Source organism: Candidatus Phyllobacterium onerii, from assembly GCF_028331445.1.
GTDB lineage: Bacteria > Pseudomonadota > Alphaproteobacteria > Rhizobiales > Rhizobiaceae > Phyllobacterium > Phyllobacterium onerii.
Genome location: NZ_JAQMHX010000008.1, coordinates 64,298 through 88,775, shown reverse-complemented (window position 1 = coordinate 88,775; position 24,478 = coordinate 64,298). Strand labels below are relative to the sequence as shown.

Annotated in this window: 21 protein-coding genes and 2 pseudogenes; 15 read left to right on the top strand and 8 right to left on the bottom strand. The window is 57.7% G+C overall.

The annotated features are described in order from the left end of the window. Window positions 1-54 precede the first annotated feature (54 nt). Genes PHA01_RS18760 through PHA01_RS18745 form a run of 4 tightly spaced genes read left to right on the top strand, consistent with a single transcriptional unit; the run spans window position 55 to window position 3,876 of the window. On the top strand, window positions 55-2,133 hold the full coding sequence (locus PHA01_RS18760) for a PAS domain-containing protein (RefSeq protein WP_465248738.1): 2,079 nt from the start codon (window positions 55-57) through the stop codon (window positions 2,131-2,133). Further along, window positions 2,130-2,795 (top strand): response regulator transcription factor, encoded by a 666-nt coding sequence (locus tag PHA01_RS18755; protein WP_271897895.1) that lies wholly within the window; start codon window positions 2,130-2,132, stop codon window positions 2,793-2,795. The genes PHA01_RS18760 and PHA01_RS18755 overlap by 4 nt, the downstream gene beginning before the upstream one ends. Further along, entirely contained in the window at window positions 2,774-3,151 is a 378-nt protein-coding gene (locus tag PHA01_RS18750; RefSeq protein WP_224506194.1) for a response regulator transcription factor, read from the top strand. The genes PHA01_RS18755 and PHA01_RS18750 overlap by 22 nt, the downstream gene beginning before the upstream one ends. A 14-nt stretch (window positions 3,152-3,165) precedes the next feature. After that, on the top strand, window positions 3,166-3,876 hold the full coding sequence (locus PHA01_RS18745; protein ID WP_271898074.1) for a response regulator transcription factor: 711 nt from the start codon (window positions 3,166-3,168) through the stop codon (window positions 3,874-3,876). 25 nt (window positions 3,877-3,901) lie between these two features. On the opposite strand, the gene PHA01_RS18740 is transcribed toward PHA01_RS18745, so the two are convergent. Next, on the bottom strand, window positions 3,902-5,098 hold the full coding sequence (locus PHA01_RS18740; RefSeq protein ID WP_271897894.1) for an MFS transporter: 1,197 nt from the start codon (window positions 5,096-5,098) through the stop codon (window positions 3,902-3,904). A 903-nt stretch (window positions 5,099-6,001) separates the two neighbouring features. On the opposite strand from PHA01_RS18740, the gene PHA01_RS18735 reads away from it, so the two are divergent. Both PHA01_RS18735 and PHA01_RS18730 read left to right on the top strand, forming a co-directional pair. After that, a complete protein-coding gene (locus tag PHA01_RS18735) occupies window positions 6,002-6,823 on the top strand; it encodes an alpha/beta fold hydrolase (protein ID WP_271898073.1) in 822 nt (273 codons plus the stop codon). A gap of 143 nt (window positions 6,824-6,966) precedes the next feature. After that, complete coding sequence (locus tag PHA01_RS18730) at window positions 6,967-7,734, top strand: SDR family NAD(P)-dependent oxidoreductase (protein WP_271897893.1); 768 nt, start codon at window positions 6,967-6,969, stop codon at window positions 7,732-7,734. Between the two features lie 54 nt (window positions 7,735-7,788). On the opposite strand, the gene PHA01_RS18725 is transcribed toward PHA01_RS18730, so the two are convergent. The 3 genes and pseudogenes from PHA01_RS18725 to PHA01_RS18715 all read right to left on the bottom strand — a co-directional run. Continuing rightward, complete coding sequence (locus tag PHA01_RS18725) at window positions 7,789-8,382, bottom strand: demethoxyubiquinone hydroxylase family protein (protein ID WP_271898072.1); 594 nt, start codon at window positions 8,380-8,382, stop codon at window positions 7,789-7,791. 56 nt (window positions 8,383-8,438) lie between these two features. Further along, the gene (locus tag PHA01_RS18720; protein ID WP_271897892.1) at window positions 8,439-8,969 is read right to left on the bottom strand and encodes a hypothetical protein; all 531 of its coding nucleotides are present in this window, start codon (window positions 8,967-8,969) and stop codon (window positions 8,439-8,441) included. A gap of 111 nt (window positions 8,970-9,080) precedes the next feature. Further along, window positions 9,081-9,484: pseudogene (locus tag PHA01_RS18715) on the bottom strand (ATP-binding cassette domain-containing protein); the annotation flags it as partial. On the opposite strand from PHA01_RS18715, the pseudogene PHA01_RS18710 reads away from it, so the two are divergent. Then, window positions 9,372-10,381, top strand: a pseudogene (locus tag PHA01_RS18710) (alpha-hydroxy acid oxidase). The pseudogenes PHA01_RS18715 and PHA01_RS18710 sit on opposite strands and share 113 nt — an antisense overlap. Window positions 10,382-10,645: 264 nt before the next feature. Further along, complete coding sequence (locus tag PHA01_RS18705; RefSeq protein WP_271897891.1) at window positions 10,646-11,842, top strand: aromatic ring-hydroxylating oxygenase subunit alpha; 1,197 nt, start codon at window positions 10,646-10,648, stop codon at window positions 11,840-11,842. Window positions 11,843-11,904: 62 nt separating this feature from the next. Here PHA01_RS18705 and PHA01_RS18700 read toward each other — a convergent pair whose 3' ends face one another. Next, on the bottom strand, window positions 11,905-13,326 hold the full coding sequence (locus tag PHA01_RS18700) for an aminotransferase (RefSeq protein ID WP_271897890.1): 1,422 nt from the start codon (window positions 13,324-13,326) through the stop codon (window positions 11,905-11,907). A gap of 248 nt (window positions 13,327-13,574) precedes the next feature. Between PHA01_RS18700 and PHA01_RS18695 the strand changes: the two genes are divergently transcribed. The 3 genes from PHA01_RS18695 to PHA01_RS18685 are packed head-to-tail and all read left to right on the top strand — an operon-like array spanning window position 13,575 to window position 16,391. Then, window positions 13,575-14,492 carry an ABC transporter permease gene (locus PHA01_RS18695; RefSeq protein ID WP_271897889.1) on the top strand — a complete coding sequence of 306 codons (918 nt, stop codon included), beginning with the start codon at window positions 13,575-13,577 and terminating at the stop codon, window positions 14,490-14,492. Then, the gene (locus PHA01_RS18690; RefSeq protein WP_271897888.1) at window positions 14,489-15,310 is read left to right on the top strand and encodes an ABC transporter permease; all 822 of its coding nucleotides are present in this window, start codon (window positions 14,489-14,491) and stop codon (window positions 15,308-15,310) included. The genes PHA01_RS18695 and PHA01_RS18690 overlap by 4 nt, the downstream gene beginning before the upstream one ends. A 7-nt stretch (window positions 15,311-15,317) precedes the next feature. Beyond that, window positions 15,318-16,391 (top strand): ABC transporter ATP-binding protein, encoded by a 1,074-nt coding sequence (locus PHA01_RS18685; RefSeq protein WP_271898071.1) that lies wholly within the window; start codon window positions 15,318-15,320, stop codon window positions 16,389-16,391. On the opposite strand, the gene PHA01_RS18680 is transcribed toward PHA01_RS18685, so the two are convergent. The 3 genes from PHA01_RS18680 to betI are packed head-to-tail and all read right to left on the bottom strand — an operon-like array spanning window position 16,355 to window position 19,457. Then, window positions 16,355-17,665 carry a flavin monoamine oxidase family protein gene (locus PHA01_RS18680; RefSeq protein WP_271897887.1) on the bottom strand — a complete coding sequence of 437 codons (1,311 nt, stop codon included), beginning with the start codon at window positions 17,663-17,665 and terminating at the stop codon, window positions 16,355-16,357. The two genes, PHA01_RS18685 and PHA01_RS18680, sit on opposite strands and share 37 nt — an antisense overlap. Next, the gene (locus PHA01_RS18675) at window positions 17,662-18,744 is read right to left on the bottom strand and encodes an extracellular solute-binding protein (protein WP_271897886.1); all 1,083 of its coding nucleotides are present in this window, start codon (window positions 18,742-18,744) and stop codon (window positions 17,662-17,664) included. The genes PHA01_RS18680 and PHA01_RS18675 overlap by 4 nt, the downstream gene beginning before the upstream one ends. A 23-nt stretch (window positions 18,745-18,767) precedes the next feature. Continuing rightward, window positions 18,768-19,457, bottom strand: coding sequence for a transcriptional regulator BetI (gene betI / locus PHA01_RS18670; RefSeq protein ID WP_271898070.1), 690 nt, complete (start codon window positions 19,455-19,457; stop codon window positions 18,768-18,770). A 261-nt stretch (window positions 19,458-19,718) separates the two neighbouring features. Between betI and PHA01_RS18665 the strand changes: the two genes are divergently transcribed. Genes PHA01_RS18665 through PHA01_RS18650 form a run of 4 tightly spaced genes read left to right on the top strand, consistent with a single transcriptional unit; the run spans window position 19,719 to window position 24,377 of the window. Then, window positions 19,719-21,338, top strand: a complete 1,620-nt coding sequence (locus PHA01_RS18665) for a phytoene desaturase family protein (RefSeq protein ID WP_271897885.1) — start codon at window positions 19,719-19,721, stop codon at window positions 21,336-21,338. Continuing rightward, window positions 21,325-22,890: a phytoene desaturase family protein gene (locus PHA01_RS18660; protein ID WP_271897884.1), complete on the top strand. Its 1,566-nt coding sequence runs from the start codon at window positions 21,325-21,327 to the stop codon at window positions 22,888-22,890. The genes PHA01_RS18665 and PHA01_RS18660 overlap by 14 nt, the downstream gene beginning before the upstream one ends. Before the next feature lie 4 nt (window positions 22,891-22,894). Further along, window positions 22,895-24,130, top strand: a complete 1,236-nt coding sequence (locus tag PHA01_RS18655; RefSeq protein ID WP_271897883.1) for an aminomethyl transferase family protein — start codon at window positions 22,895-22,897, stop codon at window positions 24,128-24,130. A gap of 1 nt (window position 24,131) precedes the next feature. Next, window positions 24,132-24,377, top strand: a complete 246-nt coding sequence (locus tag PHA01_RS18650; protein ID WP_271897882.1) for a hypothetical protein — start codon at window positions 24,132-24,134, stop codon at window positions 24,375-24,377. Window positions 24,378-24,478 lie beyond the last annotated feature (101 nt).

Below are 24,478 nucleotides of genomic sequence, written 5' to 3'. Positions count from 1 at the left end.
CACTGACGTTCGCCATTCAAGTGGCGCGAGACATATGGCTCATCATGGTTTTCCATGAGGTGCGACAGGCGCATGGCTGAATTAAACTATCGTATGATTTCGCCAAGCCAGACATCGATTGAGAGTGGTATAAGAAGCTTAGAGGGTCCCGAGGTTTGCTTTGCCGGGCAGGAGCAGCTGATTATGCCAATAGAAATCGAAGTGCACAAACCGGTCGAAGAGACGCTGCGCGATCGGGAGCACGAGCTCTCGCAGCTCATCAACATGGTTCCGAGCCACCTGTGGCGCCTGACTCCGGAGGGGGAGCCGACTTTCTTCAACAAGCGCATGGTCGACTTCCTTGGCCTCGACGTTCCGGACATGGACAAACCGGGAATAAGCCGATTGGAGGCGGTCATTGAGACCGTCCATCCGCACGAGGCGGCGGAGTTTAGGGACACGCTTAACCGCTGTCTCGTTACCGGCGAGCATTTCACCATGAGGTATCGCTTACGCCGCGCCGACGGTGTTTATCGTTGGATGTCGAGCCGCGCCGAGCCGATGCGGGATCCGGGCGGACACATTGTCCAGTGGTACGGCCTCTGTCACGACATCGACGACCAGATGCACGCCGAAGAGGCGTTGCGACAAAGCGAGCGGCAGCTTCAGCAGATGATCGATGCCGTGCCGGTCCGCATCTGGAGCGTAACATCCATGGATGGGCCGGTGTACTTCAACAAGCGATACCAGGACCATTTCCGCGCCGTGATCCCCGACTTCGAAGCTATCGAGGAGCCGCGCATCGAAACATTGCTGCAAGAACTGATCTGTCCCGAAGATGCACCTGAAGTGCAGCGAACATTGCTGAATTGTTTTGAATCTGGCCGCGGCACCGTCATGCGGTTTCGGTGGCTTGAGAAAGATGGCGCCTATCGGTGGGCGGAGTGCAGGGTGGAGCCTCGTCGTGACCAAGACGGAACGATTGTGCAATGGTACGGCGTTTCTCTCGACATTGACGATGAAGTGCGCGCGCAGGAGGCGCTGCGCAATCGGGAGCGAGAGCTCTCTTTGCTCGTGGACATGGTTCCGAGTAACCTTTGGCGTCTGACCCCGGACGGGGAGACTACCCTTGCTAACAAGCACATGGCAGACTTTCTCGGTGTGGACCTGGAGGACAAGCGCCAGCTGGCGGTGGTGTTCGACGCCATCTTCCATCCGGACGATGTGGACGCGGTGTCGGATGTTTTGGGGCGCTGTCTCAAGACAGGCGAGCTCTTCTCCATGAAATATCGCCTGCGTCGGCACGACGGCGTCTATCGCTGGATGTCGGGCCGGGCCGAACCGCTGCGTGCCCCGGACGGACGCATCGCCCAGTGGTTCGGCCTCTGTCACGACATAGATGATCAGGTGCATGCGGAAGAGGCGCTGCGACGCGCATCCGAGCAACTCGCGCGGGCTACTCAGGCGGCCAGCCTGGCCGAGCTTTCCGCCTCGATTGCGCACGAAGTGAACCAGCCGCTGGCGGCTATTGTCGCCAATTCCCACGCATGCCACCGTTGGCTGTCCGCCGAGCCCCCGAACGTCGAGCGCGCGAAGATCACAGCCGAGCGCATCACTCGCGACGCCAACTCGGCGGCGGATGTCGTCAGTCGCATCCGCGCCCTTTTCCGTCAGGCACCGCGCGCCAGGTCGTCTGAAAATATCAACCACTTGATTGGCGAAGTCTGCCAACTGATGGCTGATGGGATCGCGGCGAAAGGCATCCGCATCGAGACGAATCTCGAGCCGGACCTGCCGTCGGTCGCGCTCGATCGCGTCCAGGTACAGCAGGTGTTTGTGAACCTGGTGCGGAATGGGGTCGAGGCGATGGACGGCGCTATCGTCGACGGGGCGCGTGCTCTCCAGATAAGCTCGCTCCGTGACGGTAATGACGCGATCCGCATCGAGGTTCGCGACGCCGGAACCGGCTTCGAGGACACCGAGAGCGTTTTCCAACCGTTCTTCACAACCAAGCAGCACGGGATGGGTATGGGGCTCGCCATCTGCCGTTCAATCATCGAATCGCATGGGGGCCGACTCTGGATGGCCAACAACGAGACCCGTGGGGCGACCGTCGCTTTCACGCTTCCGTTGGAGGCAAGCGAGGCGCCATGAGCCAGCGCAAGGAAATGGTCTTCGTGGTGGATGATGATGCCAGGGTGCGCGAGGCAATCAACGAACTGTTGGAGTCCTTGGGATGGCAATCCGAGACGTTCGCCGCGGCCGCGGACTATGTCGCCTATGCGAAGCCCGATCTCCCCGCGTGCCTGATCCTCGATGTCGAGCTGCCCGACATCAACGGTCTGGAGTTCCAGAAGCAGCTATCCGACGATGTCCATCCCCCGATCGTATTTATAACGGGACATGGCGACATTCCATCGTCGGTACGGGCAATTCAGGGAGGTGCCGTCGACTTTCTGACCAAGCCGGTCGGAGAGAACGATCTGGTTGCGGCGGTTCGGGCGGCGATCGACCGGGATCGCATTCAACGATCGGCGCGCGCGGAGCTGTCCGAGCTTGCTCGCCGCTTGGCGGCTCTTACCCCGCGGGAGCGTGAGGTATTGCCGCTCGTGGTCAGCGGCCTGCTGAACAAACAGGCCGCTGCAGAGCTCGGCATCAGTGAGATTACCCTTGAAATCCACCGCAGCAAGATCATGCACAAAATGCGGGCGGAATCGCTCGCCGACCTGGTGCGGATCGCTGAAAAGCTGCGGATTCCAATCACTCATTCCAGACGTTCAGGAAGCTTGCAAGAATGCCCAACCCGCAGTCCGTGATAGCGATCGTCGATGACGACCAGCGCCTGCTCGAATCGCTTGAGAATCTTCTTGAGTCAGCGGGGCACGTCGTGCGGGCATTCTCCTCGGCGCAGACCCTGCTCGACAGCAATACAGTCCCGGAGATAGATTGTCTGATCACAGACATCGGCATGCCCGGCATGGACGGCTTCGAGTTGCAGCGCTTGATGAGCGAGAGACGTCCCGACCTGCCAGTGATCCTGATTACCGCCCGCCATGAAGTAATTGAGCTGTTGCAGGCGAAGCACAACTGGTTCTTCCGCAAGCCTTTCGACGGGCAAGCGTTGCTTGCAGCGATTGGTGACGCTTTGACTGGAAAGGAGAATTCACGATGAGTGTAAGTTATCATATGAGTGAGAGCTATAAGAGCAGAGTGCTCAACCGATCTCAGTCCGCAAGCAACTGGGCCGAAGCGGATCGCCCGCTGGTCATCCTCGTGGACGACGAAGCCAGCCTCCGGGAGGCGCTGCAGGAGCTCATGCATTCAGTGGGCATCGACACGATCAGCTTCGCCTCCACGGGCGAATTGCTCGAGGCTGAACTCCCGGATCGGCCAGGCTGCCTCGTTGCCGATGTACGGATGCCTGGCTTAAGCGGCTTGGATCTCCAATATCGGCTAGCCGAGAGCGGCGAGGCCAAACCGATCATCTTTCTCACGGCCCATGGCGACATCCCCATGTCGGTGCAAGCGATGAAAGCGGGAGCTGTCGACTTCCTCACCAAGCCGGTGCGCGACCAGACGCTGCTCGATGCCATCGCCGCCGGCATTGAGCTTGACATCCAGCGGCGAGCGCACGCGCGGATACTGAAGGAGTACCTAAGCAAGTTCGCGTTGCTCACGCCGCGCGAACGCCAGGTCCTACGCGAAGTCGCGGCTGGCCGGCTGAACAAGCAGATCGCTTTCTACCTCGGCATCAGCGATATCACTGTCAAGCTCCATCGCTGCAACGTCATGCGCAAGATGCAGCTGACTTCCGTCGGCGAACTCGTTCGCGTGTGGGAGATGTTGCCTGCCGAGGTACGCAAGACTGTGGAGGCCGCGCCGCTTCAAACGCATTGACCGAATTGAGAAAATCATCAGCGGTTCATGCTGGAACGTCGGTAAAGTGCGAGGCACGGGCGGTTCCGCTGAGGCGCCGAATAACGACCATGGCGAGCCCCCATGCGGCCGCCGTGATCGCGACGCAGATGGCAGCGAGGCCTGCGTAGCCTACCGCCGCAATCACGGAGCCGGCCATCAGAGGGCCGGCGGCGAAGCCAAACAGATAGGCCGACCCCGCCGCCGCGGCCCAACGCCCGCTGCGGTCGAGCGCGGCGGCAAGTCCGAAAAGGTAGGGAATCGAGAAGTAATAAATGACACCCGACGCGACAAGAGCGACGAGGTAGACTGTCGGGTTGCGCGAGAGACAGAGCGCCAGGGCGACGAGTGTGAGGCCGACGCAGAACCCCGAGAAAGGAATTGTTCGTCCCCAGCGCACGTTGAGCGCGGTCGCGGCTCCTGCACCTACAAGCCCGACCAAGGTGGTGATCGTCAGTGCATAGCCCACCGCCGCCGTGTCGAGGCCTGCGCGCGCGCCCAAGGGCGTGCTGAACGCGTAAACCGCGGCAGAGACGGTAAGATAAAGCGCGATCGACGCGATTGTCATGACGCCGAGTGTCGGGGAAGTCCGCGCCGTTTCCCTAGTAACTCGGTTGTCGGTCTTGTCTCGGGCGTCCGGAATGAGAAGCAGGAGCGGCGCGAGTACGAGAATCACGCCCGCAATGAGCGCGAAGACGCCGCGATGCGCGAAGGCTGCGGTAAGGTGCCCGCCCATGGTAAAGAGAGCGACGCTAGTCAAGGCCCAGACGACCTGAAAGTAGCCGTAGACTTTGTCGGGGTTGCTGGAACGGGAGCAGACGATGGAGAGTGACACGGCGTAAAGCGCGCCCTCACCGATACCAGCGAGGCCGCGCAGCAGGGCAAGTGACATCGCCGAAGCGCTGAAGATCGATACGATTTGGGCGAGCAACGTCAGTACGACGGCGAAGAGGCCGACGCGCCGATAGGAGAACCGGGGCAGAACGGGTGCAATTGCGATCGCGGTGACGGCGAGGGCAAGGAGTTCGATGGAGGCGATGAGGCCAGCCTCGCGTTCCGACAACGAGAGACCGTCCATTAGCCCGCCAATCACAAAGGGCGACATCTGCGGAACCAGCCCGCCGATCACCTGCGCGGCGGTCGCACCGACAGCGAGGGACACAGGATCGCGAGGCATCGAAGAATGGCGAGCGGTTTCCGTCATGGTTCGGCTGCGGTCCCTGCAGTCTAGTGATCATTTAATGTTGGGCAACGCAGCCGCTGAGCGGGCTGGCGCCAGCGTTTGGGCGCGTTACAACCAGGATGGTATCACTGGTTGTTCAGCAACGTCGAGTGTCATTAAGATTGACAGGAACACGAAGGCAGTGTTTCGCGAAAGTAGCCGCTCGCTGCGCGAATACCTCGAGACGAGCTATCTAGGCTCAGGACCCATTAATCTGGTCCGGGACTGCTATCCGACCCGCTCTTATCCAGGACTGCTTCGGTTGTCGAGTTCGGCAACCACAGCGTAAAATCGTCCGAAATGCGGTCGCGTACCGTCAGCGGGAGTCGCTTTGTCACCCCACCTTTGCCAAACTTCAAAGGTGCGGGCCATCCTGCTGAGGACGGGTGCATCCAATACCATCGTATGTGGTTTCCTGAGTAAGGGACTGTAGCGGACCGTCATTGCCGCTGAAAGAAACTATCGATCGGTCTCACTGGATCACCCCCGGAGACTATGAAAAGCACCATCGAAGATCGCCAGTTCCTCTCGCCTTCATTTCAATTGTGTGTTTTGACCTTCGGTATGTGTTCCCCCAACCAATGGATGGGATGTCTGAGTTCGACATCGGAGTTAATTCTAATGTGCGAGCCGTGTTAACCGGACGCGACAGAGATGGTGAATGCAGGAGTTTTTCCGGTTTCTTCCTGCAGCTGTCCGGCTCCAACTCAAGGAGATCTCCGCATGAACGGACATACACCGTTTGAAACGATCGATGCGTCTCGCCGCAACCTTCTTCTGCTTGGGGCGAGTGCGACGGTTTTCGCTGCAATGCCTTCACTGGCGTTCGGCGCCCCGCCTCTTTCACCAACCAATTCCAACAACCGAAGCGAAAGGCCTAATGACATGGGCATACTTAAAATCAAGGACGGTACGGAGATCTTTTACAAGGATTGGGGAACGGGGCGGCCGATCGTCTTCCATCACGGTTGGCCCCTCTCCAGCGACGATTGGGATACGCAAATGCTCTTCTTCCTGGATAAAGGCTACCGCGTCATCGCTCACGACCGTCGTGGCCACGGGCGCTCAACCCAAACCGCAACTGGCAACGACATGGACACCTATGCCGCCGACTTTGCCGAACTGGCGGCGACGCTCGACCTGCGGGACGCCATACACGTGGGACATTCGACCGGCGGCGGCGAAGCTGCTCACTACGTCGCCCGTCATGGCAAGGACCGCGTGGCCAAACTGGTCTTGATAAGTGCCGTTCCGCCAATCATGGTGAAAACCGCCGCAAACCCCGGTGGCTTGCCGATCGAAGTCTTGGATGGCTTGCGTGCTCAGCTCGCTGCAAACCGCGCAGAGTTCTATTGGAATTTCCCGATCCCGTTCTACGGTTTCAATCGCGAGGGCGCAGCCATATCCGACCCAATCCGTACCAACTGGTGGCGGCAGGGCATGATGGGAGGCGCGAAGGCACACTACGACTGTATCAAAGCCTTCTCGGAGACGGATTTTACGGAAGACCTGAAAGTCATCGACGTTCCAACGCTGGTGATGCACGGCGACGACGATCAGATCGTTCCCATTGCGGACTCCGCGCTTCTTTCAGTGAAACTTCTGAAGAATGGAACGTTGAAGGTCTATGAGACATATCCGCATGGCATGTGCACGACCCATGCGGACGTCATCAACGCCGATCTTCTTGCGTTCATAAGAAGTTGAGAGATGTCTGCGGCTGGTGACCATCATGGCGTCGGCAAGACCGAATTATATCGAACCGGAGCGGCGACTACCGACACTCTTCTTTGTCGACGACTCCGGGACGGCCCTGACGATCGACGACAATGCGTCGTCAAGAAAGTGAGATGAGGCGAACTGCCATGGAGAACTTCCAGGAAAAAGTTGTCATCATTACAGGTGGCAGCAGCGGTATAGGATTGGCTGCAGCCCAGCAATTTGCATCGCAGGGTGCGAACGTCCTTGTCACAGGGCGGCGCGCTGAAGTGCTGGCAGAGATTGCCGCTGCAAATCCCAACATCCATGGCTTTGTCGCGGACGCAGCCGACCCTGAAGCAGCGGGTAACACGATTGATTCTGCCATCGAACTTTGGGGCCGCCTCGATATCCTGGTCAACAATGCCGGTGCTGGTGCAATCCGATCCCTGATGGAGAGCGATGCGAATACCATCGCGAGTATATACGCGGTGAACGTGACTGGACCAATCCTGCTTGCTGCCGCAGCAGTTCCGCATCTTGCAAAGACAAGGGGCACTATCGTCAACATGTCGAGTACATTCGGCAGCAAGGCAGCACCAGAGCTTTCGGTTTACGGTTCGAGCAAGGCCGCCGTCGAGCACCTGACACGCTGCTGGGCATTGGAACTTGCACCGCTAGGAATTCGCGTGAATGCCATAGCGCCCGGACCTGTGGAAACAGACTTTTTACGCGACCGTATGGGCTTGTCTTCGGATCAGATTGCCGCCGTGACAGAGCAAGAGCGCAAGCTTATCCCGTTGGGTCGCCGTGGTGTACCGGAAGACGTTGCCACGTGGATTTTGAACGTCGCCGATCCCCGCGCGACGTGGATCACAGGACAGGTCATTGCCGTTGATGGAGGACTCGTCACAGCCTAGTTGCGAGTATGGGCTCTGATAACCACAGCCAAGCGACAAATGCCGAGGATAGTATCATGCTCTGTCCCTTGCGAGTGCACGTGCCATTCGAGAGGAGTCTCCCCAGGTTGACAGCCAAATCAAACAGTCGGTGGCAAAAGAGATCACTCCACGCAAAGCCCGAAGCGGCGTACTCGAATAGAGAAGCCGTTCTTCGGCATGCTGCAAATGTGCGAGTTCCTCGTCGCGAATGGACAGAATGATCTGATACAGCTCTGTATCGCGGTCTTTCAGAAATTGCAGCTGGTCATCAAGGTGTCGATGCACTGTTGCTTCCACAGCTGCCGTGCATGCCCATATGCCGCGTCGGCCAAGGAGTGCAGTGACGAATCCCAGCAGCCAGCCTCCACAGCTCCAAAGATACATTGCGCGGCAGGGTCGAGATTGTCGAAGCGGCATTGCGGCTCGAAAAAGTCCACAGTGACGACGTTCATCGGCGAGCATTTCAGACAGAGCTGGAATGCAATCGGTCCAGAACAAACGGGACACGAATATCTGAGCGGAATAAATCCTTATAGCACCGAATTCGCCGGCGTGATTGACTCTGACAATTCGACCGAGAGTGAGGTGATCACGTGCATTGGACGACTTTCCTTCATGAGAATCCATCCGCTGCTCCTCCATCCCCGACTTTAAAAGCCTCCGTTCGCGGCCGCTCCTGATCGCTAGCGGTCGGGAAGCATTGTCCAGAGTTTCTTGGCGAAGCCGCGTTCGTCGAGTTTCCACGCACTGCCGACGATCTCCGCTCGCCCACTACGGCATCTGTATGAGAAGACGGCGTCGTGGCCGATCGCAAAAGCTGGAACATTGTCCTCGTTCTGATGCTGCCGGCAGAACTCATCTGCTCCTGGGTTATTGCGGGCATTGTTCATTTTCACGCAAGGCAGGTTCGCACCGACGAAGCAGACCATGATCTTGCCGTTCATACAGCGATATTGTGCCTGCGTTTTTAGCTCTGCCTCGTCCGGGGTGGCCGTGGCCGCTGGGACCAGTTTCTTGAAGGCTTCCACCGTCCCATTATAGAGCGAATGGGAGTATTCGCGTATCGTGTCGTCGTTGCCCACCTCGCTGCACAATTGGCGGAGATCAGGGCCGGGCGCCGCAGCAGCAACACCAGTCATATGGAAGATCGCAAGAATTCCAAGGAGCGTTGCCGCCAAGGAGAACCCGATATTCGAAAAGCGGAATACAGTCATTGCAACCTCCTGCGCAAGGAATCTCTCGGTAGGCTCTGAGCATACTAGTCGGGCCACTACATTGACTAGAGGCAGGGCATCGGTGCTTTGGCCGATATCCGTACGCCCCATTTAGCTACGGGTATGAAAATGCCTCAGGAAAGACCGTGTGCCCTCCTGTTTCGGTGTGTCGATGACCTCGCGTGCCGGCCCTTCTTCCACGATAACATTATCGCGCATGAAGACGACTATGTCGGCAACTTCACGGGCAAGGCAATTTCATGCGTGACAATGATCATTGTCATACCTTCCGCGGCAAGATCACGCATTACGGACAGCACTTCGGAAACAAGTTCCGGATCGAGCGCAGACGTGACTTCATCGAAGGGCATCACCTCGGGTTCCATTGCCAACGCCCGTGCAATCGCAACACGCTGCTTCTGCCCACCCAAAGCCCTCTTCGAATACATCGATCGTGGAACCGAAGATGAGAATGCCCTGCGAAACCTTCGAAACAGTCTCGACGCTATCGACCTCATTCCGAGGGTGCTGACTGGCCACCCGGAGCGCGAACTGAAAACCGAAATTCTCGGTGAAACGACAGCGATGCCGTTGGTTGTGGCGCCGACGGCACTGGCGGGACTGGCGGGACTGGTCTCGCACAACGGCGAGATTAAACTTGCCCGTGCGGCTGCGCGGATGGGCATTCCGGTTTGCATCTCCACACAATCCATTACGACCATAGAAGAGATCCGTGCCGGCGCTCCAGGAGCCAGCCTTTGGTTTCAACTTTACATGTGGAAGGACAGAAACCTGTCGCGCGCGCTTCTCGAACGTGTGGAAAATGCAGGTGTGACGACACTGGTCGTGACAGCCGATACCCCCGCAACTCCAAAGCGGGAATACAACCATCGGAACGGTTTTTCGATCCCGATAAAGTATTCACAGCGGCTTGGCCTGGACGTGGCGCTCCATCCACGTTGGCTATGTGGAGTCCTGTTTCGCTATCTCCTGGCGACTGGTATGCCCACCTATGGCCATTATCCGCAGGAATTCCGTAGCGCAGTCACCCGACGTTCCATCGCCGAAGCCGTCCGCCTGGAGAACCTTCTAAACTGGGACGACATCCATCAGTTTCGACGCTGGTGGAAAGGTAAACTTGTCATCAAGGGTGTTCTTGGCGTTGATGATGCCCATCTAGCAAAGGCTGCTGGAGTCGACGGGATCGTGGTGTCCGCTCACGGTGCCCGCAATCTTGATATTGCACCCGCGCCGATCGACGTTCTTCCGGGGATCGCGGATGCCATTGGCCACGATCTTGACGTTCTAGTGGCGTGAAGCGCGGAAGCGACGTCCTGAAGTATATCGCCAACGGCGCCAAGTCAGTAATGATTGGTCGGCTACCACTATGGGGGGCTCGCCACAAATGGTGAGGCGGGAGCCGAGGATCTACTTGCCATGCTCCGAGATGAAATCGATGTCACTTTGACAATGCTCGGCCTTCAGCAGAAAAGTGAATGCGGTACGGCGCTGCAACGAAGTGCGGAGTCCAACACCCGCCGTCTCCGATACATAGTATGATTGCCTTGACGGATCCAAACCGCCAACGCAATTTGAGACTTGCTAATCTAACAGATTGCAAACAAACGATGTTTGTGCTTATATTGAATGAACATTCAATAAGTAAGAGCGAATTTATGCAGGTTAATCAGCGCGATTTGACGATTCCGAACAACTGGGACCGCCGGGGATTGCCGGCCTGGAGCTATAGCAGTCCGGCCCTGCTCGAGCTCGAGAAGGAATACGTCTTTCGAAGCCATTGGCAGATAGCCGGGCATGTCTGCGATGTGCCCAATGTCGGTGATTACGTCGCGCTTGATGTCGTGGGTGAGCGGGCCCTGATCGTACGTGGCAAGGACGGCGAAATCCGTGCCTTTCACAATATCTGCCGTCACCGCGGATCCCGCGTCGTCACCGACAACAAGGGAACATGCAACAACGCGCTGGTCTGTCCCTTCCATGGCTGGGTTTATAACCTCGACGGCACCCTGCGAGGCGCGTCGCGTCCGCGCTCTTTCCCGGAGATGGACAAAAACGAATTCGGTCTGTTGCCACTCGAACTCGAAATCTGGATGGGTTTTATCTTCATCCGTTTCCTCAAGAGCGCCCAGCCATCGGTTGCGACATTGATGAAGCCGTTCGAAGCGGAAATTGCGAACTACAAGATCGCGGATATGGTGCCTGCCGGCTTCTGGACGCAGATATCGCCCGTCAACTGGAAGTCGGTGCGCGATGTCGACAATGAAGGCTACCATGTGGCTATGGCCCATCCTGCGCTCCAGGATCTTTACGGTTCGACCTATTACGACGAGCCATTCATCAATGGCGTGTCGCGATCTTTCGCCAGCTATAATCCGCATGCGGGACGGCGCTGGAGTGTGCGCAACTATATCAATCTGGCACCGGAGGCGACGCATCTGCCCGACAACCTTCGCAACGCGTGGATCTATTACGGGATTTTCCCGAATTCTGTGATCTCGGTTACGCCTGAAGGCGCGCAGTACTACCAGGAGTTTCCGCTTTCGACGGGCGAGACCCTGTTGCGCGGCGCTGCATTCCGCAACAAGGATGAAACTCGACAGCAGCGGGCTGCCCGCTACCTCGCCTCGCGCATCGATCGCGAGACGAGCTCGGAAGATGTTCAGCTGACGAAATGGTCAAATGAATCGATGCTGTCGAAATCGTTCTCGGGATTCTATCTCTCGGACCTCGAATACGGTGTCCGCTCGCATCACGATCACCTGCGCAATGTCCTGCCCATACTGAAGGTCGAGAAGGCGCCGGCAGAGGCCGAAGTGCCATTGCTCAATGCGCAGCTGGCCGCACAGAGCTGATTGCTAACAACTCGCAATAAAATAACCCGGCACAGTCGCCGGGCTATTTGTCGTTAGCCGGATTATCCTTGCCAGACGCCCTCACGCCGTAGATCGTCCATCGTGCGCGAAATGCCTTCGCGGAGGATACCCACCATATCGTCGATCTGTTCGCGGGTAATAACCAGCGGCGGAGACATGACACACATGTTGATGAGCGGCCGCACCAATAGGCCGAGTTCATGACAATGTGTATCGATACGCATTCCCACATTCGTATCGAGCTGCAGCGGGTTCTTGCTCTCGCGGTCGGCAACGCACTCGACGCAGGCCATCAGGCCTATCCCGCGAACCTCACCAACCAGGGGCAATTCCTCAAGCGTCTTCAATTGCTGCTGAAAATACGGCGCTACGGACTGCGTGTGCGCGAGGATGCCATCCTCGAGCAGGTCGAGATTGGTGAGCGCCACGGCGCAGCCGACGGGATGGCTGGTGTAGGTCAGCCCATGCGCATACATCGCTGTCGGGTGATTTGAACGGCGCAGTTCTTCAAGAAGACGCTCGGAGACTACCATACCGCCGAGCGGAAAATAGCCCGAGGTGACACCCTTTGCAAAGGTGATGATATCCGGATCGATATCGAATACATCCTGGGAAGCGAAGACGTGCCCGAGCCTGCCAAAGGCCGTAACCACTTCGTCAGCGATAAACAGGATTTCATTGTCCCGGCATATCTTGCGGATGCGCGGCAGATAGTTTTCGGGCGGTAGAATGACGCCGCCTGAGGCCTGGACCGGCTCGCCAATGAAAGCGCCAATCTTGTCAGCACCAACGCGGCGAACCGTCTCCTCTAACTCGGCGACCAGCATGTCCGAGAATGCGGCTATGCTCATGCCTTCGGGACGGCGAAATGCATCCGGAGATGTCAACTTGACGACAAGGTCATCGGCGCCATCCATCCAGTCGCGATCCCGCGGACGCCCGTTCAACGAGGCTGAGAGATAGGTAGAACCATGATAAGCGCCGCCGCGTGAAAGGATGAGCTTTTTCTCGGACCGGCCCCGCGCATTGTTGAAGAACTGCATGAAACGAAGTGCGCTCTCAACGGCTGTTGAGCCGCCAGTGGTGAAGAAGACGTGATTGAGGTCGCCGGGCGCATAAGCAGCGATGCGCTCCGCGAGCACCGCAGAAGGCTCGTTCATCGTATACCAGGGCGTGTTGTACGAAAGCTGCATGGCCTGGTCGTACATGACGCGCGCCAGCTCCTCGCAGCGGTGTCCCACATTGACACACCACATGCCGGCAGGCCCATCGATAAGCCGCTTGCCCTCGCTGTCGGTGATGTAGATGCCCTCACCGCCGCTAATAAGCGACCTGGCCTCGGCGCCAATCTCTCCGGCACAGGGCCATGGCTGAACCAGATGTCGCTTGGCCAGATCGATCGTCTCGTGATTTGCTCGCGCCGCTGCCACCCCGGCTTCCCGTATCTGTTTCACCGCCGCCATTATTCCCTCACTCGATTGCCGGTATACCGGTTGAAAATCATGTTCAATTATCGGAAATTAATGAGATTTCTCCCATTATATTGAATGTTCGTTCAATCAATATGTCAGAAATAGCACTTGATTTCAATCCACAGATAGGCGCATGATGCAAGAAAGATGGCACCAAAGGGAACGTGCCGCGTGAATCGAATGAATGGGAACAATATGCTCCGGTACCTGATGGCATATCACGCGCGTGGTCCGTTCGAATGACGGCACCGGCGGAAGGGATCGCCGCACTACCTGTCGTGCGAAAACAAAGAAATCCTGTTCTGCAATCAGAAGCTGCGCGTGGTCTCGGGCTGATAAGTCCGACGTTTATCTACGCGGTGATCTTCCTGGTCATTCCAATCGTTCTGGTCATCGCCAACAGTTTCTGGACGCAAAACTACCTGACGATCGACCGGACATTCACGCTCGAAAACTATCGGATCGCTCTGACCGACCCTATTTATCGCGATCTGCTGATGCGCTCGCTGTGGATTTCCCTCCTCGTCAGCTTCTTTACAGTCGTGCTGGCCTACCCGATCGCTTTCTTCATCTCGTTCCATGGTGGCAAGCACAAGGGCCTCTGGCTGTTCCTGATCACCATTCCATTCTGGACGAGCTATCTGCTGCGGGTGATGTCCTGGAAAGTCATCCTTGGCTATAATGGCGTTCTCAATGCAACGTTGATGGGCCTGGGGATCACCAACGGTCCGTCGGATGCATTCCTGTACAACACTAGTGCAGTCGTGATCACGTTGACCCACGCGTGGGCAACATTCGCGGTGCTACCGATCTTCGTCTCGCTGGAGAAAATCGACCGCTCGCTTGTCGAGGCTGCGACCGATCTTGGCGATGGGCCATTGCGGCGGTTCCTGCGCATTACCTTACCGCTGTCGGCGCCTGGGATCATATCCGCAACGCTTATCGTGATGATCCCGACTGTCGGCGATTTCGTGACGCCGCGTCTGGTCGGCGGCAAAGACGGTGTGATGATTGCCAATGCCATCCAGGCCCAGTTCGGCAAAGGCGCAAACTGGCCACTTGGCGCAGCGCTCTCGGTGACGACCATGGCGGTGGTGACGGCGATGGCCGCTTCCGTCGTTTTGGTCATCCGCATGGCAGCGAGGCGAATCCGATGAAGACCTTGCGGAACTTTACGCCAAGCTGGCTAAAAACCTACGCCTTCCTTTACGTCATTTTTCTCTATTTGCCGGTGATTTTCCTGCCGATCTTTTCGGTCAACACGTCGGCGACACCGAAGTTTCCCCTGAGCGGTTTCACCTTCAAATGGTATGGCGACCTGACCCGCACCCCGGCACTCACCGATGCGGCATGGAACAGCTTGCTCGTCGGCGTGTCTGCGTCCCTGTTGAGCACCATATTCGGCATATGCGCCGCGCGCGCCATTACACGCTACCGCTTCCCAGGCAGGCGCACCATCAATGGCCTTCTTATGGCGCCACTGGTCCTGCCGGAAATTATCGTCGCAGTCTCGATGCTGCTCGTCATGCTGCAACTCGGGTTGAGTCTGTCTTTGATCACGGTCGTATTCGGCCATGTACTGATCTGCATTCCCTATTCCCTGAGCGTCCTCACTTCGGGCTTCGAAGGGTTTGACAGGAGCCTTGAAGAAGCTTCCTCGGATCTGGGAGAGAGCGCCTTCGGAACGTTCCGGCGTGTGACGCTGCCCATGGTTTCGCCTGCAATCATTTCGAGCCTGCTTGTCTCCTTCACCATCTCGCTCGATGAATTCATCATGGCATTCTTCCTAACCGGTACCGAAGCAACTCTGCCTGTCTACATCTGGGGTCAGTTGCGATTTGCCGCCAAGCTGCCGGGCGTCCTCGCGCTCGGTACGCTGCTCCTCGCTGGTTCGATTATCCTTTTGACCATCGCAGAAATCGTGCGACGCCGCGCAAGCAATCGCACCCAGAATATGGGAGGCATGATTGCCTGAACGCTCTATGATCGAGATTTCGCGCGTGACGCGCAGCTACGGGGCCTTCAAGGCGCTCGATGAAACGTCACTTACGATCCGCGAGGGCGAGTTTTTCTCGCTTCTCGGCCCTTCCGGATGCGGCAAGACCACGCTGCTCCGTATGATCGCCGGTTTCGACACGCCGACAAGCGGGTCGATTTCGGTCGATGGCCAGCCCATGGATGGTATTCCCGCCAATCGGCGTCCGACCAATATGGTGTTTCAGAGCTACGCCATCTTTCCGCATCTCAATGTCGAACAGAATGTGTGTTACGGGCTGAAACGGCTGCGCCTCGGAGCAGACGAAGAGAAGCGCCGTGTCGAAGAAGCCCTGTCGCAAGTATCACTGACGGGGCTTGGGAAGCGCGGCGCGACCGAACTGTCCGGTGGACAGCGTCAGCGTGTTGCGCTCGCCCGCGCGCTCGTCATGCGCCCAAAGGTGCTCCTCCTCGACGAGCCACTTTCAGCCCTCGACAAGAAGTTGCGCGAACAGATGCAGGTCGAATTGCGGCGGCTGCAGCAGGCCGTCGGCATCACATTCATTCTCGTCACGCATGATCAATATGAGGCGCTGGCGATGTCGGATCGCATCGCGGTCATGTTCGGCGGGAAAATCGCGCAGGTCGCGTCGCCGAAAGAGATCTACCAGCGGCCGGTCAACTGTCAGGTGGCTGACTTTCTCGGCGGCATGAACTTCGTAAAAGCCGAGATCGTCGAGGAGAACGGCGCCTCGATGATATTGGATACGCCGGGCTTCGGGCGGGTAAAAACCGACAAGCCAGCGGCATTTGTGAGGAATGGTAAGGGTGCGACGTTGGGGATCAGACCGGAACGCCTGCGCGTCCTGTGGGATGATACGACAGACAAATACGAGGTGGCCGGCAAGGTCGTCGATCGGCACTACTTTGGCGAGATAACCCACCTGGTGATCGAGATACCGGGTTTTGACAAACCGCTCTCGGTGACGGAAACCAATAATTTTGGCGCTGACGACATTCCTGTCGGCGCCCCGATCCGCCTCGCCTATGACCCCGACGCGTTGGTGGCACTCGCCGACTGAAATCGCTCGATGATTGGCTGGGCCGCCAAGCGGCCAGCAATGATCGCTCCTTCGATATAGCCAGGAAACGATGGCGAGAGTTCGGACGAGGCAAAGGTGATGCCGGGTAGACCGCGGCGCAGCGTATTTTCGGCTCCAGTCGCGTTCATGACCTCGACAATATCCGAATAGCCACCGCCGCTCCACGTGTCGTTGATCCAATTGCGAAGCAGGATGTCCAGCGGCGCGCCAGCCTCTGGCCCAAGCGCCCTCACCAGTCTCCACACCACCTCCTGCTTGAGCGCCTCCTCACCGTGGCTCGACCATTCGACAGCGATGGGCCCGCCGACGAACACCACGAGCGCGGGGTGCTGGTCATCATGGCTCGCATCGCACGCATAGAGCCCGCGTGGATCGACCCAGATGACACTGCCGCTGAGGCCAGCCCTCCGCCAGAATGGTTCGGAATATCGTATGAGCAATTTGACGACCGTGCCGCTCTTCCAGGAGGCAAGCGCGTTGTTTGTTGCCTCCGGCAAGGAGGGATGAAAGATGATCTTGCGCGCCATTACAGGGGGTACAGCAATGATGACCTCGTTGACCGAATAAGCTTCGCGGGCAGTGCGTACCATCACACCGGATGCATTCGTCTCGACGCTGTCGACGGGCTCACTCAATAGCAGCGATTTTTCCAGCGACTGCGCCATGTCGGCAGCCAGCGAATGCATCGTTTCCCTAACGAAGTACTGCAGTTCGGAGACCTTGTTTGTGATACGCCGGTCGTTATCGACAATAAACCACAATGGAACAAGCCCGGCCGGCACGCACCATAGACCTTCGATCAACGACAGAAATCGCATTTTTGCGGCGAGGTCGGCCTGTTGGCTGTTGACCCATGCGCGGACGGTCAAACCAGACAGCGCTGGATCGGTCGGATCTAGCTTCCGCAGGCGGCGACGCAGAGCCATCGATCCTGCGGAAACTTTTTCCGCATCATGCCTGCCGTGCGGCGGCGGCTGCGCAACGCTGTCACCCCGAACCGGCGTTTCGACTAATGTCTTGCCGTGGGTCCGCGCCAAGGCCATGATCTCGGGCATGTCATCGCAGATGAACTGACCTCCCGTATCGTAGAGATCATCGAGGTTATTCATTTTTGCCTCGACACGGCCACCCACCCTGTCCCGCGCCTCAAGGAGAACGAAGTCGATTCCGGCCCGTTGCAGTTCGGTCGCCGCCGACAGGCCGGTAAAGCCTGCGCCGACGACGACAACGCGCGTTGGAGTGCTTGCGCTCAATACCCCGCCTTGATCTTCTCGAATTCAGCGATCATCTTCGCCTTCAACTCATTGGGCAGCGGCGACTGAAACAAGGTATTCTCGGCGGATTTGTCGTTGTTAGAATAACCCTTGTCGGCCAAGAGTTTTGGATCGACCGATGCCATGCCTTTGGCGTTCGCCATGCCATATCCCCAATCGTTCACCATATAGGTCGCGATTGCCGGATCATTGACCGCATTGAGAAAATCATAGGCCTTTGCTTCAGATCCGGGCGCGTCCTTGAAGCGTACATAACCGCAAACCCAGGTTGAATTGCCCTCGTCCGTGTCTGGCTTTCTGGCGGCCGGCGTACCCGCGAGCGCGAGTTGTGTCGCTGCATCGTTCCATGCCCAGGCCAGATCGACTTCCCCGCCACCCATCGCCTGCACGATTTCGGTCGTATCAGTCCAGTAAAGCCGCACGTTCTTGTGGACCTGACGAAGAAAATCCGACGCCTGCTTGAATTGGTCGTCAGTCATCTGGGTCCAGTCTTTCAACCCGATCGCGAGGCTGGCCAAGGCATAGGCATCATCGACGTTGTCGCCGATAGACACGCGATCCTTGAACTTCGGATCGGCAAAGGCCTTGAGCGATTGCACATCCTTCGCGTCGACCTTGTCGGTATTATACGTCAGCGACGTATTTCCCCAATCCCAGGGCATGAACCACGCCTTGCCATCGGCTGTGGTAGCGAGGTCCTTCATGGCCATGATGTTCGGCGCCAGATCATCCCAGCCGGTGATCTTCGTCGTATCCAATGGTTGCAGCAGACCGGCTTCCCGCCACTTCTTCACGCTCTGCGAGCATGGATGGCCAAGGTCCGACTTGAAGCCGGAACGCACCTTCTCGAAGGCTTCATCCTCGTCGCCAAAAAAAGCAAATGTTGGAGACTCACCATTCTTGGCGACGTAGCCGGGGTGGAACGACGGTTCTTCGTAACCAGCCCAGTCAAAAACAATCAGATCCTTGTCGGCGGCGATGGCGATCGTCGCGACGGCAGCCGACAGCGCGGCGGCGGCTCCAAGTATGATGCCAAGATGGCGGCCCGATTTCTTCATGCTCATTCCCCTTTTTTAACCGTTCATGCGGTTTTCTTTGCAGGCAAGGCTTCCCGTGAGAAGTGTTTTGGAAATACGGAGGCAAGATAGTCGCAGGCGGCAAAATGGGCCGATTCCCGCGTCACATCTTCAGTGCCCATCATGAGACGCAGCCACAGACCTTCAAGCATGGCGCTTAGTCCAAGTGCTGTTGCATTGGCATCGAACGAATAGTCGCCGTCGGTCTTGAGTTTTCTGCAAATGTCGATGATCACGTTCTGATAGGCTTGGTCCCGCGCGCCGCACAGAGCCTGATACGTCGGCCGGGATTTCGCCTCGCCCCAGAAAGCGCACCAGGCGGCAAGCTTTCTCTTGTTGCAGATGGCACGATCAAAATCGGAAGCAACAACGCTGGCGAGCTGCCTTGCGGGATCGTCACCTCCCTTTGCCAATGCATTGCGCCAATGAACGGAATATTCCTCGGACATGTACTGCAGCGTGGCGATGAGCAGCTTTTCCTTGCTCTCGAAATGGAAATTGACGATGCCGCGCGAAAGACCGGCACCATCGGCCACATCCGCCATGGTTGTCTCGGAATAGCCGCGCTTGGCCAACGAATCGATCGTCGCCTCGATAAGCTGCAGCTGCCTCGTCTCCTTCGAAGCCTTTCTGCCCCGCTTCTCCGCGTCTTTTTCCTTGATCGGTGTGACCTTCATGCCTGACCTCTTTTGCATCCGGCCGGGCTGCAACTCACGCCCGGCATCTTCCTGCCGATGAGTGAAGTGAAAGCCGTCATTGTCAAGTTCGCTCTGCATCGTTTCCAAGTCCGGATGATCTCGGTCTCCGTCAAGGTCCACCGTCCAAATTCCCGCTCAACCATAACGCAAGTCACCCAGAACGCAATCATATTTGTTGAACATTCATTCAATATGCACTGGACAAGCCATTATTTCTCGTGTGAATTATGGGGCAAGAACAGTGGGAACGGGTATCGAATGAAAAGTTGGGACGCCATCGTCATTGGCGCGGGACATAATGGATTGGTCAATGCGTGCTATTTGCAGCGCGCTGGACTCGATGTGCTCGTGCTGGAGAAGAATGATTGGATCGGCGGTGCCGCCACCAGCCGGTCTCTCACCCCAGGGTTCCTCTATTCGAACTGCTCCTATGTCTGTTCGCTGTTCCGGCCCGAAATCATGCGCGATCTCGAACTGCCGCGCTTTGGCTTGCAGGTGATCTCCTATGAAGGTGGCGCGGTGTTCACCCAGGACGGCGACTATCTTGCCAATTATCGCGATCATCACGCGCACCGCCGGGAATTCGCCCGATTCTCGCCGCGCGACGCCGAAGCCTATGATCGATATGCGCGCGATGTGACGAGGCAGTGCCGTTTCATCCAGCCGCTACTCATGCGCACAGCCGCTGACCCAACGAGCTTTCGCCCGCGCGATATCTCCGAACTAATGTATCTCGGCAAGAAATTCGCCGGCCTCGGCGCTACCGAGATGGCCGATACATTGCGTTTTTGGACGATGTCGATTTCGGATTTCCTCGATGAGTATTTTGAGACAGACGTGATCAAGGCGAATTTCGCGCTATCCGGAATTATCGGTACAGCGCTCGGGCCAATGTCGCCGGGTACGGCCTATGTGCTGCTGCATCATTACATGGGCGAGGTTGACGGATCTGTCGGCGCGTGGGGCTACGCCCGCGGCGGCATGGGCGCGGTCACCAAGGCGCTCGCCGCCTCGTTCGAGGCCTCCGGCGGAACGATCCGCACCGGCGTCGAAGTTGACCATGTTCTCGTCAAGAATGGATCCGCCAAGGGTGTCGTGCTCGTCGACGGTGAAGAAATACAAGGCAAGATGGTCGTTTCGAACGCCGATGTGAAAAGGACATTCCTCAAACTCGTCGAGGAGAAGGAACTTCCCGATATTTTCCTGCGACGCGTCAGGAACTTCAAGATGCGCGGCTCGTCCGGGAAGGTAAACATCGCGCTCGATTCCATGCCGGAGTTTCCGGCACTTCCAAAGGATTCCCCCGTTTATCGCGGCGACATGCACTTCACCGACAGTGTAGAACGCATGGAACGCGGATATGATGACTGGAAGGCCGGGCGCTGGTCGGCCGATCCTTTCCTCGACATGGTCATCCCGACGACGCTCGATCCGACAATGGCGCCGCCCGGCAAGCACTTCATGAGCTGCTTCGTCCAATATTGCCCACCCAAGGTGGAAGGCAAGGAGTGGACAGACGCCGACCGCGATGCATTCGGCGAGACGGTGATTTCGCAGATCGCCGACTATTCGCCCGGTTTCCGCGATCGCATCATCCATATGGAAGTGCGCACCCCGCGCGAACTCGAAGCGGAAGTCGGCCTGACGGAGGGCAATATCTTCCAGGGCGAATTGACCTTCGATCAATTACTGTTCAACCGCCCTGTCCCCGGCTACGCGCAATACCGTTCGCCGGTTGGCGGCCTTTACATGTGCGGTTCCTCCACACATCCAGGCGGCGGCGTCATGGGAGCACCCGGACGCAACGCTGCAGCTGAAATCCTGCGTGATCTGTCACGTGGCACGAAACATATGAGTCCGGCCCATGACGTCATTTGATGCGATAGTCATAGGCGGCGGGCATAATGGCCTCGTTGCTGCCGCTACTCTTGGGAAAACCGGCAGAAAAGTGCTGGTACTGGAAGCGGATGGTGAAACCGGCGGTGCTGCCCGCACCGAGGAATTCACACCAGGTTTCCGGACGTCTTCGGTAGCCCACCTGATCAACAGGTTGCATCCTGAGGTAATCAAGTCTCTGGAATTGCAGAAGCACGGTTTGAAACTGGACACGTCCCCTTTGATGCCGACCACCGTGCTTTCAGCAAAAGGTGCACCACTTACCCTGATCGGCGCTTACGGCGAAGGTCTCCTCGGCGCGTCAAAGCCGGAACAGGAGGCATGGAGCGGACTGCGCAGTCAACTCTTCCGCTACGCCGGGATCCTCAAACCCCTGCTCGCACGCAGACCCCCCGATCTGAGCGGCATGTCCTTTGCGGAAACGTCGGCCATGGCCATGACCGGCATCTCTCTGCGCCGGCTCGGCAAGGAGGACATGCGCGATTTCCTGCGCATGCTGCTCATGAATGTCGCGGACGTGCTGGATGAGCATATCGAAGATGACCGGCTGAAAGGTCTTCTCGCTTTCGATGCCACGCTTGGCAGTCATCTTGGGCCGCGCTCCCCGACGTCTCTCCTTGGACTCTACTATCGGCTCGCGGGCGAAATTGGCGGCAAGCCCGGCGCACAGGTACACCCCGTCGGCGGCACCGGCGCCGTGGTCAGGGCAATCGAACTGGCCGCAGAGCAGGCTGGCGTGGCCATCCGCTCGAATGTTCCCGTCGCCAGGATCATCATCGAGAATGGTCGGGCTGTCGGTGCCGTGCTGGAGAGCGGTGAGGAAATCCGGGCGAAAACGGTGGTATCCGCAATTAGTCCTCGCACGACGTTTCTCAATCTTGTTGGGACCCGCGAGATCGATACGGGATTTGTCCGAAGGATCAATAATATCCGCGTCAATGGCGATGCCGCCAAACTGCATCTGGCTCTGGACAGGACCCCGCAATTTTCAGGCTTGCGCACACCCGAGCTGAATGGACGGCTGGTCATTGCGCCTTCCGTCAATCACGTGGAGCGCGCATTCAACCCCTCCAAGTACGGTGAATTCTCGCCCAAGCCCGTCATGGAGATAACATTGCCAAGCTTGCTGGACCCATCGCTAGCGCCGGAGGGAGCCTGCAGTCTCTCCGCCGTCGTTCAATATGCTCCCTATGCGTTGAAAGAGGGCTGGACCACAGGCAAACCGAAATTCCTCAAGGCAATCCTTGCCCAGCTGGAGGCTCATGCGCCAGGAATCGGCAAATCGATCCTCCACGCCGAACTCCTCACGCCGCTGGATATTGAACAGCGTTACCGCATGCCGGGTGGACATTGGCACCACGGAGAACTGCAGGCTGATCAGATGTTGATGTCCCGTCCCGTTTTCGGCGCTGAAGGCTATGACACGCCTGTTGACGGACTTTATCTTGCAAGTTCCGGCTCACATCCGGGCGGCGGTGTATCAGGCGTCCCGGGATTGAACGCGGCGCGGCGCATCATTGCGAGGAAAGGATAACGTCATGAAGCACAGCGACCCAAAAAAGCTGCTGATGGCGAGAGCCGCCTCACAGGACCATTTCCGTACGCCTCGCATCGCCTCGCCGTTTCAGCCGCGCATCGAGGCATTGATGCAAACGGAGGAGTGGTACGATTGGGCGGGCTACAAGGCTCCTCTTTCGCTTTGGGACGAAGAACTCGAATATTTCGCCATTCGCAGCCAGGCCGCACTGTTCGATATTTCGCCAATGGTGAAATATCGCATTGAAGGACCGGATGCCGAAGCATTCCTGAACCGGGTTACCCTTCGCGATGTCAGGAAGTTAAAGCCCGGCAGAGTTCACTATACGGCTTGGTGCAACGATGAAGGCCACGTGCTCGATGACGGAACGCTTTTCCGCCTGACGAGCGATCGGTTTCGCCTTTGCAGCCAGGAACGGCATTTACCCTGGCTGCTCGATAGCGGCATCGGGTTCGACGTCAATATCATCGAGGAGACCAAATCCATCGCCGCTTTGGCGCTACAGGGACCAGCGTCCTTTGCGGTCCTGCGCGATGCGGGCTTCAACGGCGTCGACGCGCTGAAAATATTCGACCTTGCTGAATTTGAGCACGACGGCGAAAATGTCACGATCTCGCGCACTGGTTTTACCGGCGATCTTGGCTATGAACTGTTCGTAGACCAGAAACTGGCGCTCAGTCTTTGGGATAGGTTATGGCAAGTGGGAGAACAGCGCGGCTTGCGCGCAATAGGCTATGCCGCGCTCAACCGGGCGAGGCTCGAAGCAGGGTTGATCGTTGCCAACTCGGATTTCATCACCGCCGAGCACGCCATTCGCGCGGACCGGGTGCGAATGCCGGATGAGATTGGTCTCGGATTCATGATCGATATGGAAAAGCCCCACTTCAACGGGCGGCGTGCCATCCAGCAGGCCCGAGCCAATGGCGGCCTCCGGCATGTCCTTGTGGGGCTTGAAATCGAGGGGAATATCCCGGCCGAACACGCCATTGTCTACCATCAGGGCAAGCGGGAGATAGGACTGGTCAGCGCGGCGATATGGTCGCCGATGGCCAAGCGCAACATTGCCCTAGCCAGCCTGGAGCGGCCCTACGGCGACACCATAACCGGCGATCTGTGGGTCGAGATCTATGCCATGCGCGAGTTGCGTTATCAGAAACTGATGAAGCGGGCCAAGGTGGTGCCGAGGCCGTTCATCAAGCTCGATCGACGCACTGCGAACCCGCCTGCGGATTTCTGACATGTCTGCGGACGACATCGAGCGGGAACAGTGGGCCCTGATCAACACACCGCTGGGGCAGGAATGGTCAGGCCGTACCCGTTATGCCGCCGCCATGTACTTCAATCGGCGGGGCGAAATGGATGCGGAGACATTGGAGATCTATCGCATCTGTTCGCGCCTCGATTGGGAAGATCCTCTCGCAATCCTCAGATCGCATTCTATCGGAAAGGACTGGTTGAGAAGGATGAGAAATACTGACGAGTAGTTTTGATGGTAAAATGGCAACACGTATCAGATAACCAGCATGCAACTACCGTCATTTCGAACATCTTCTTTGACGATTCGATTGAATTTTGTCTAGATCAG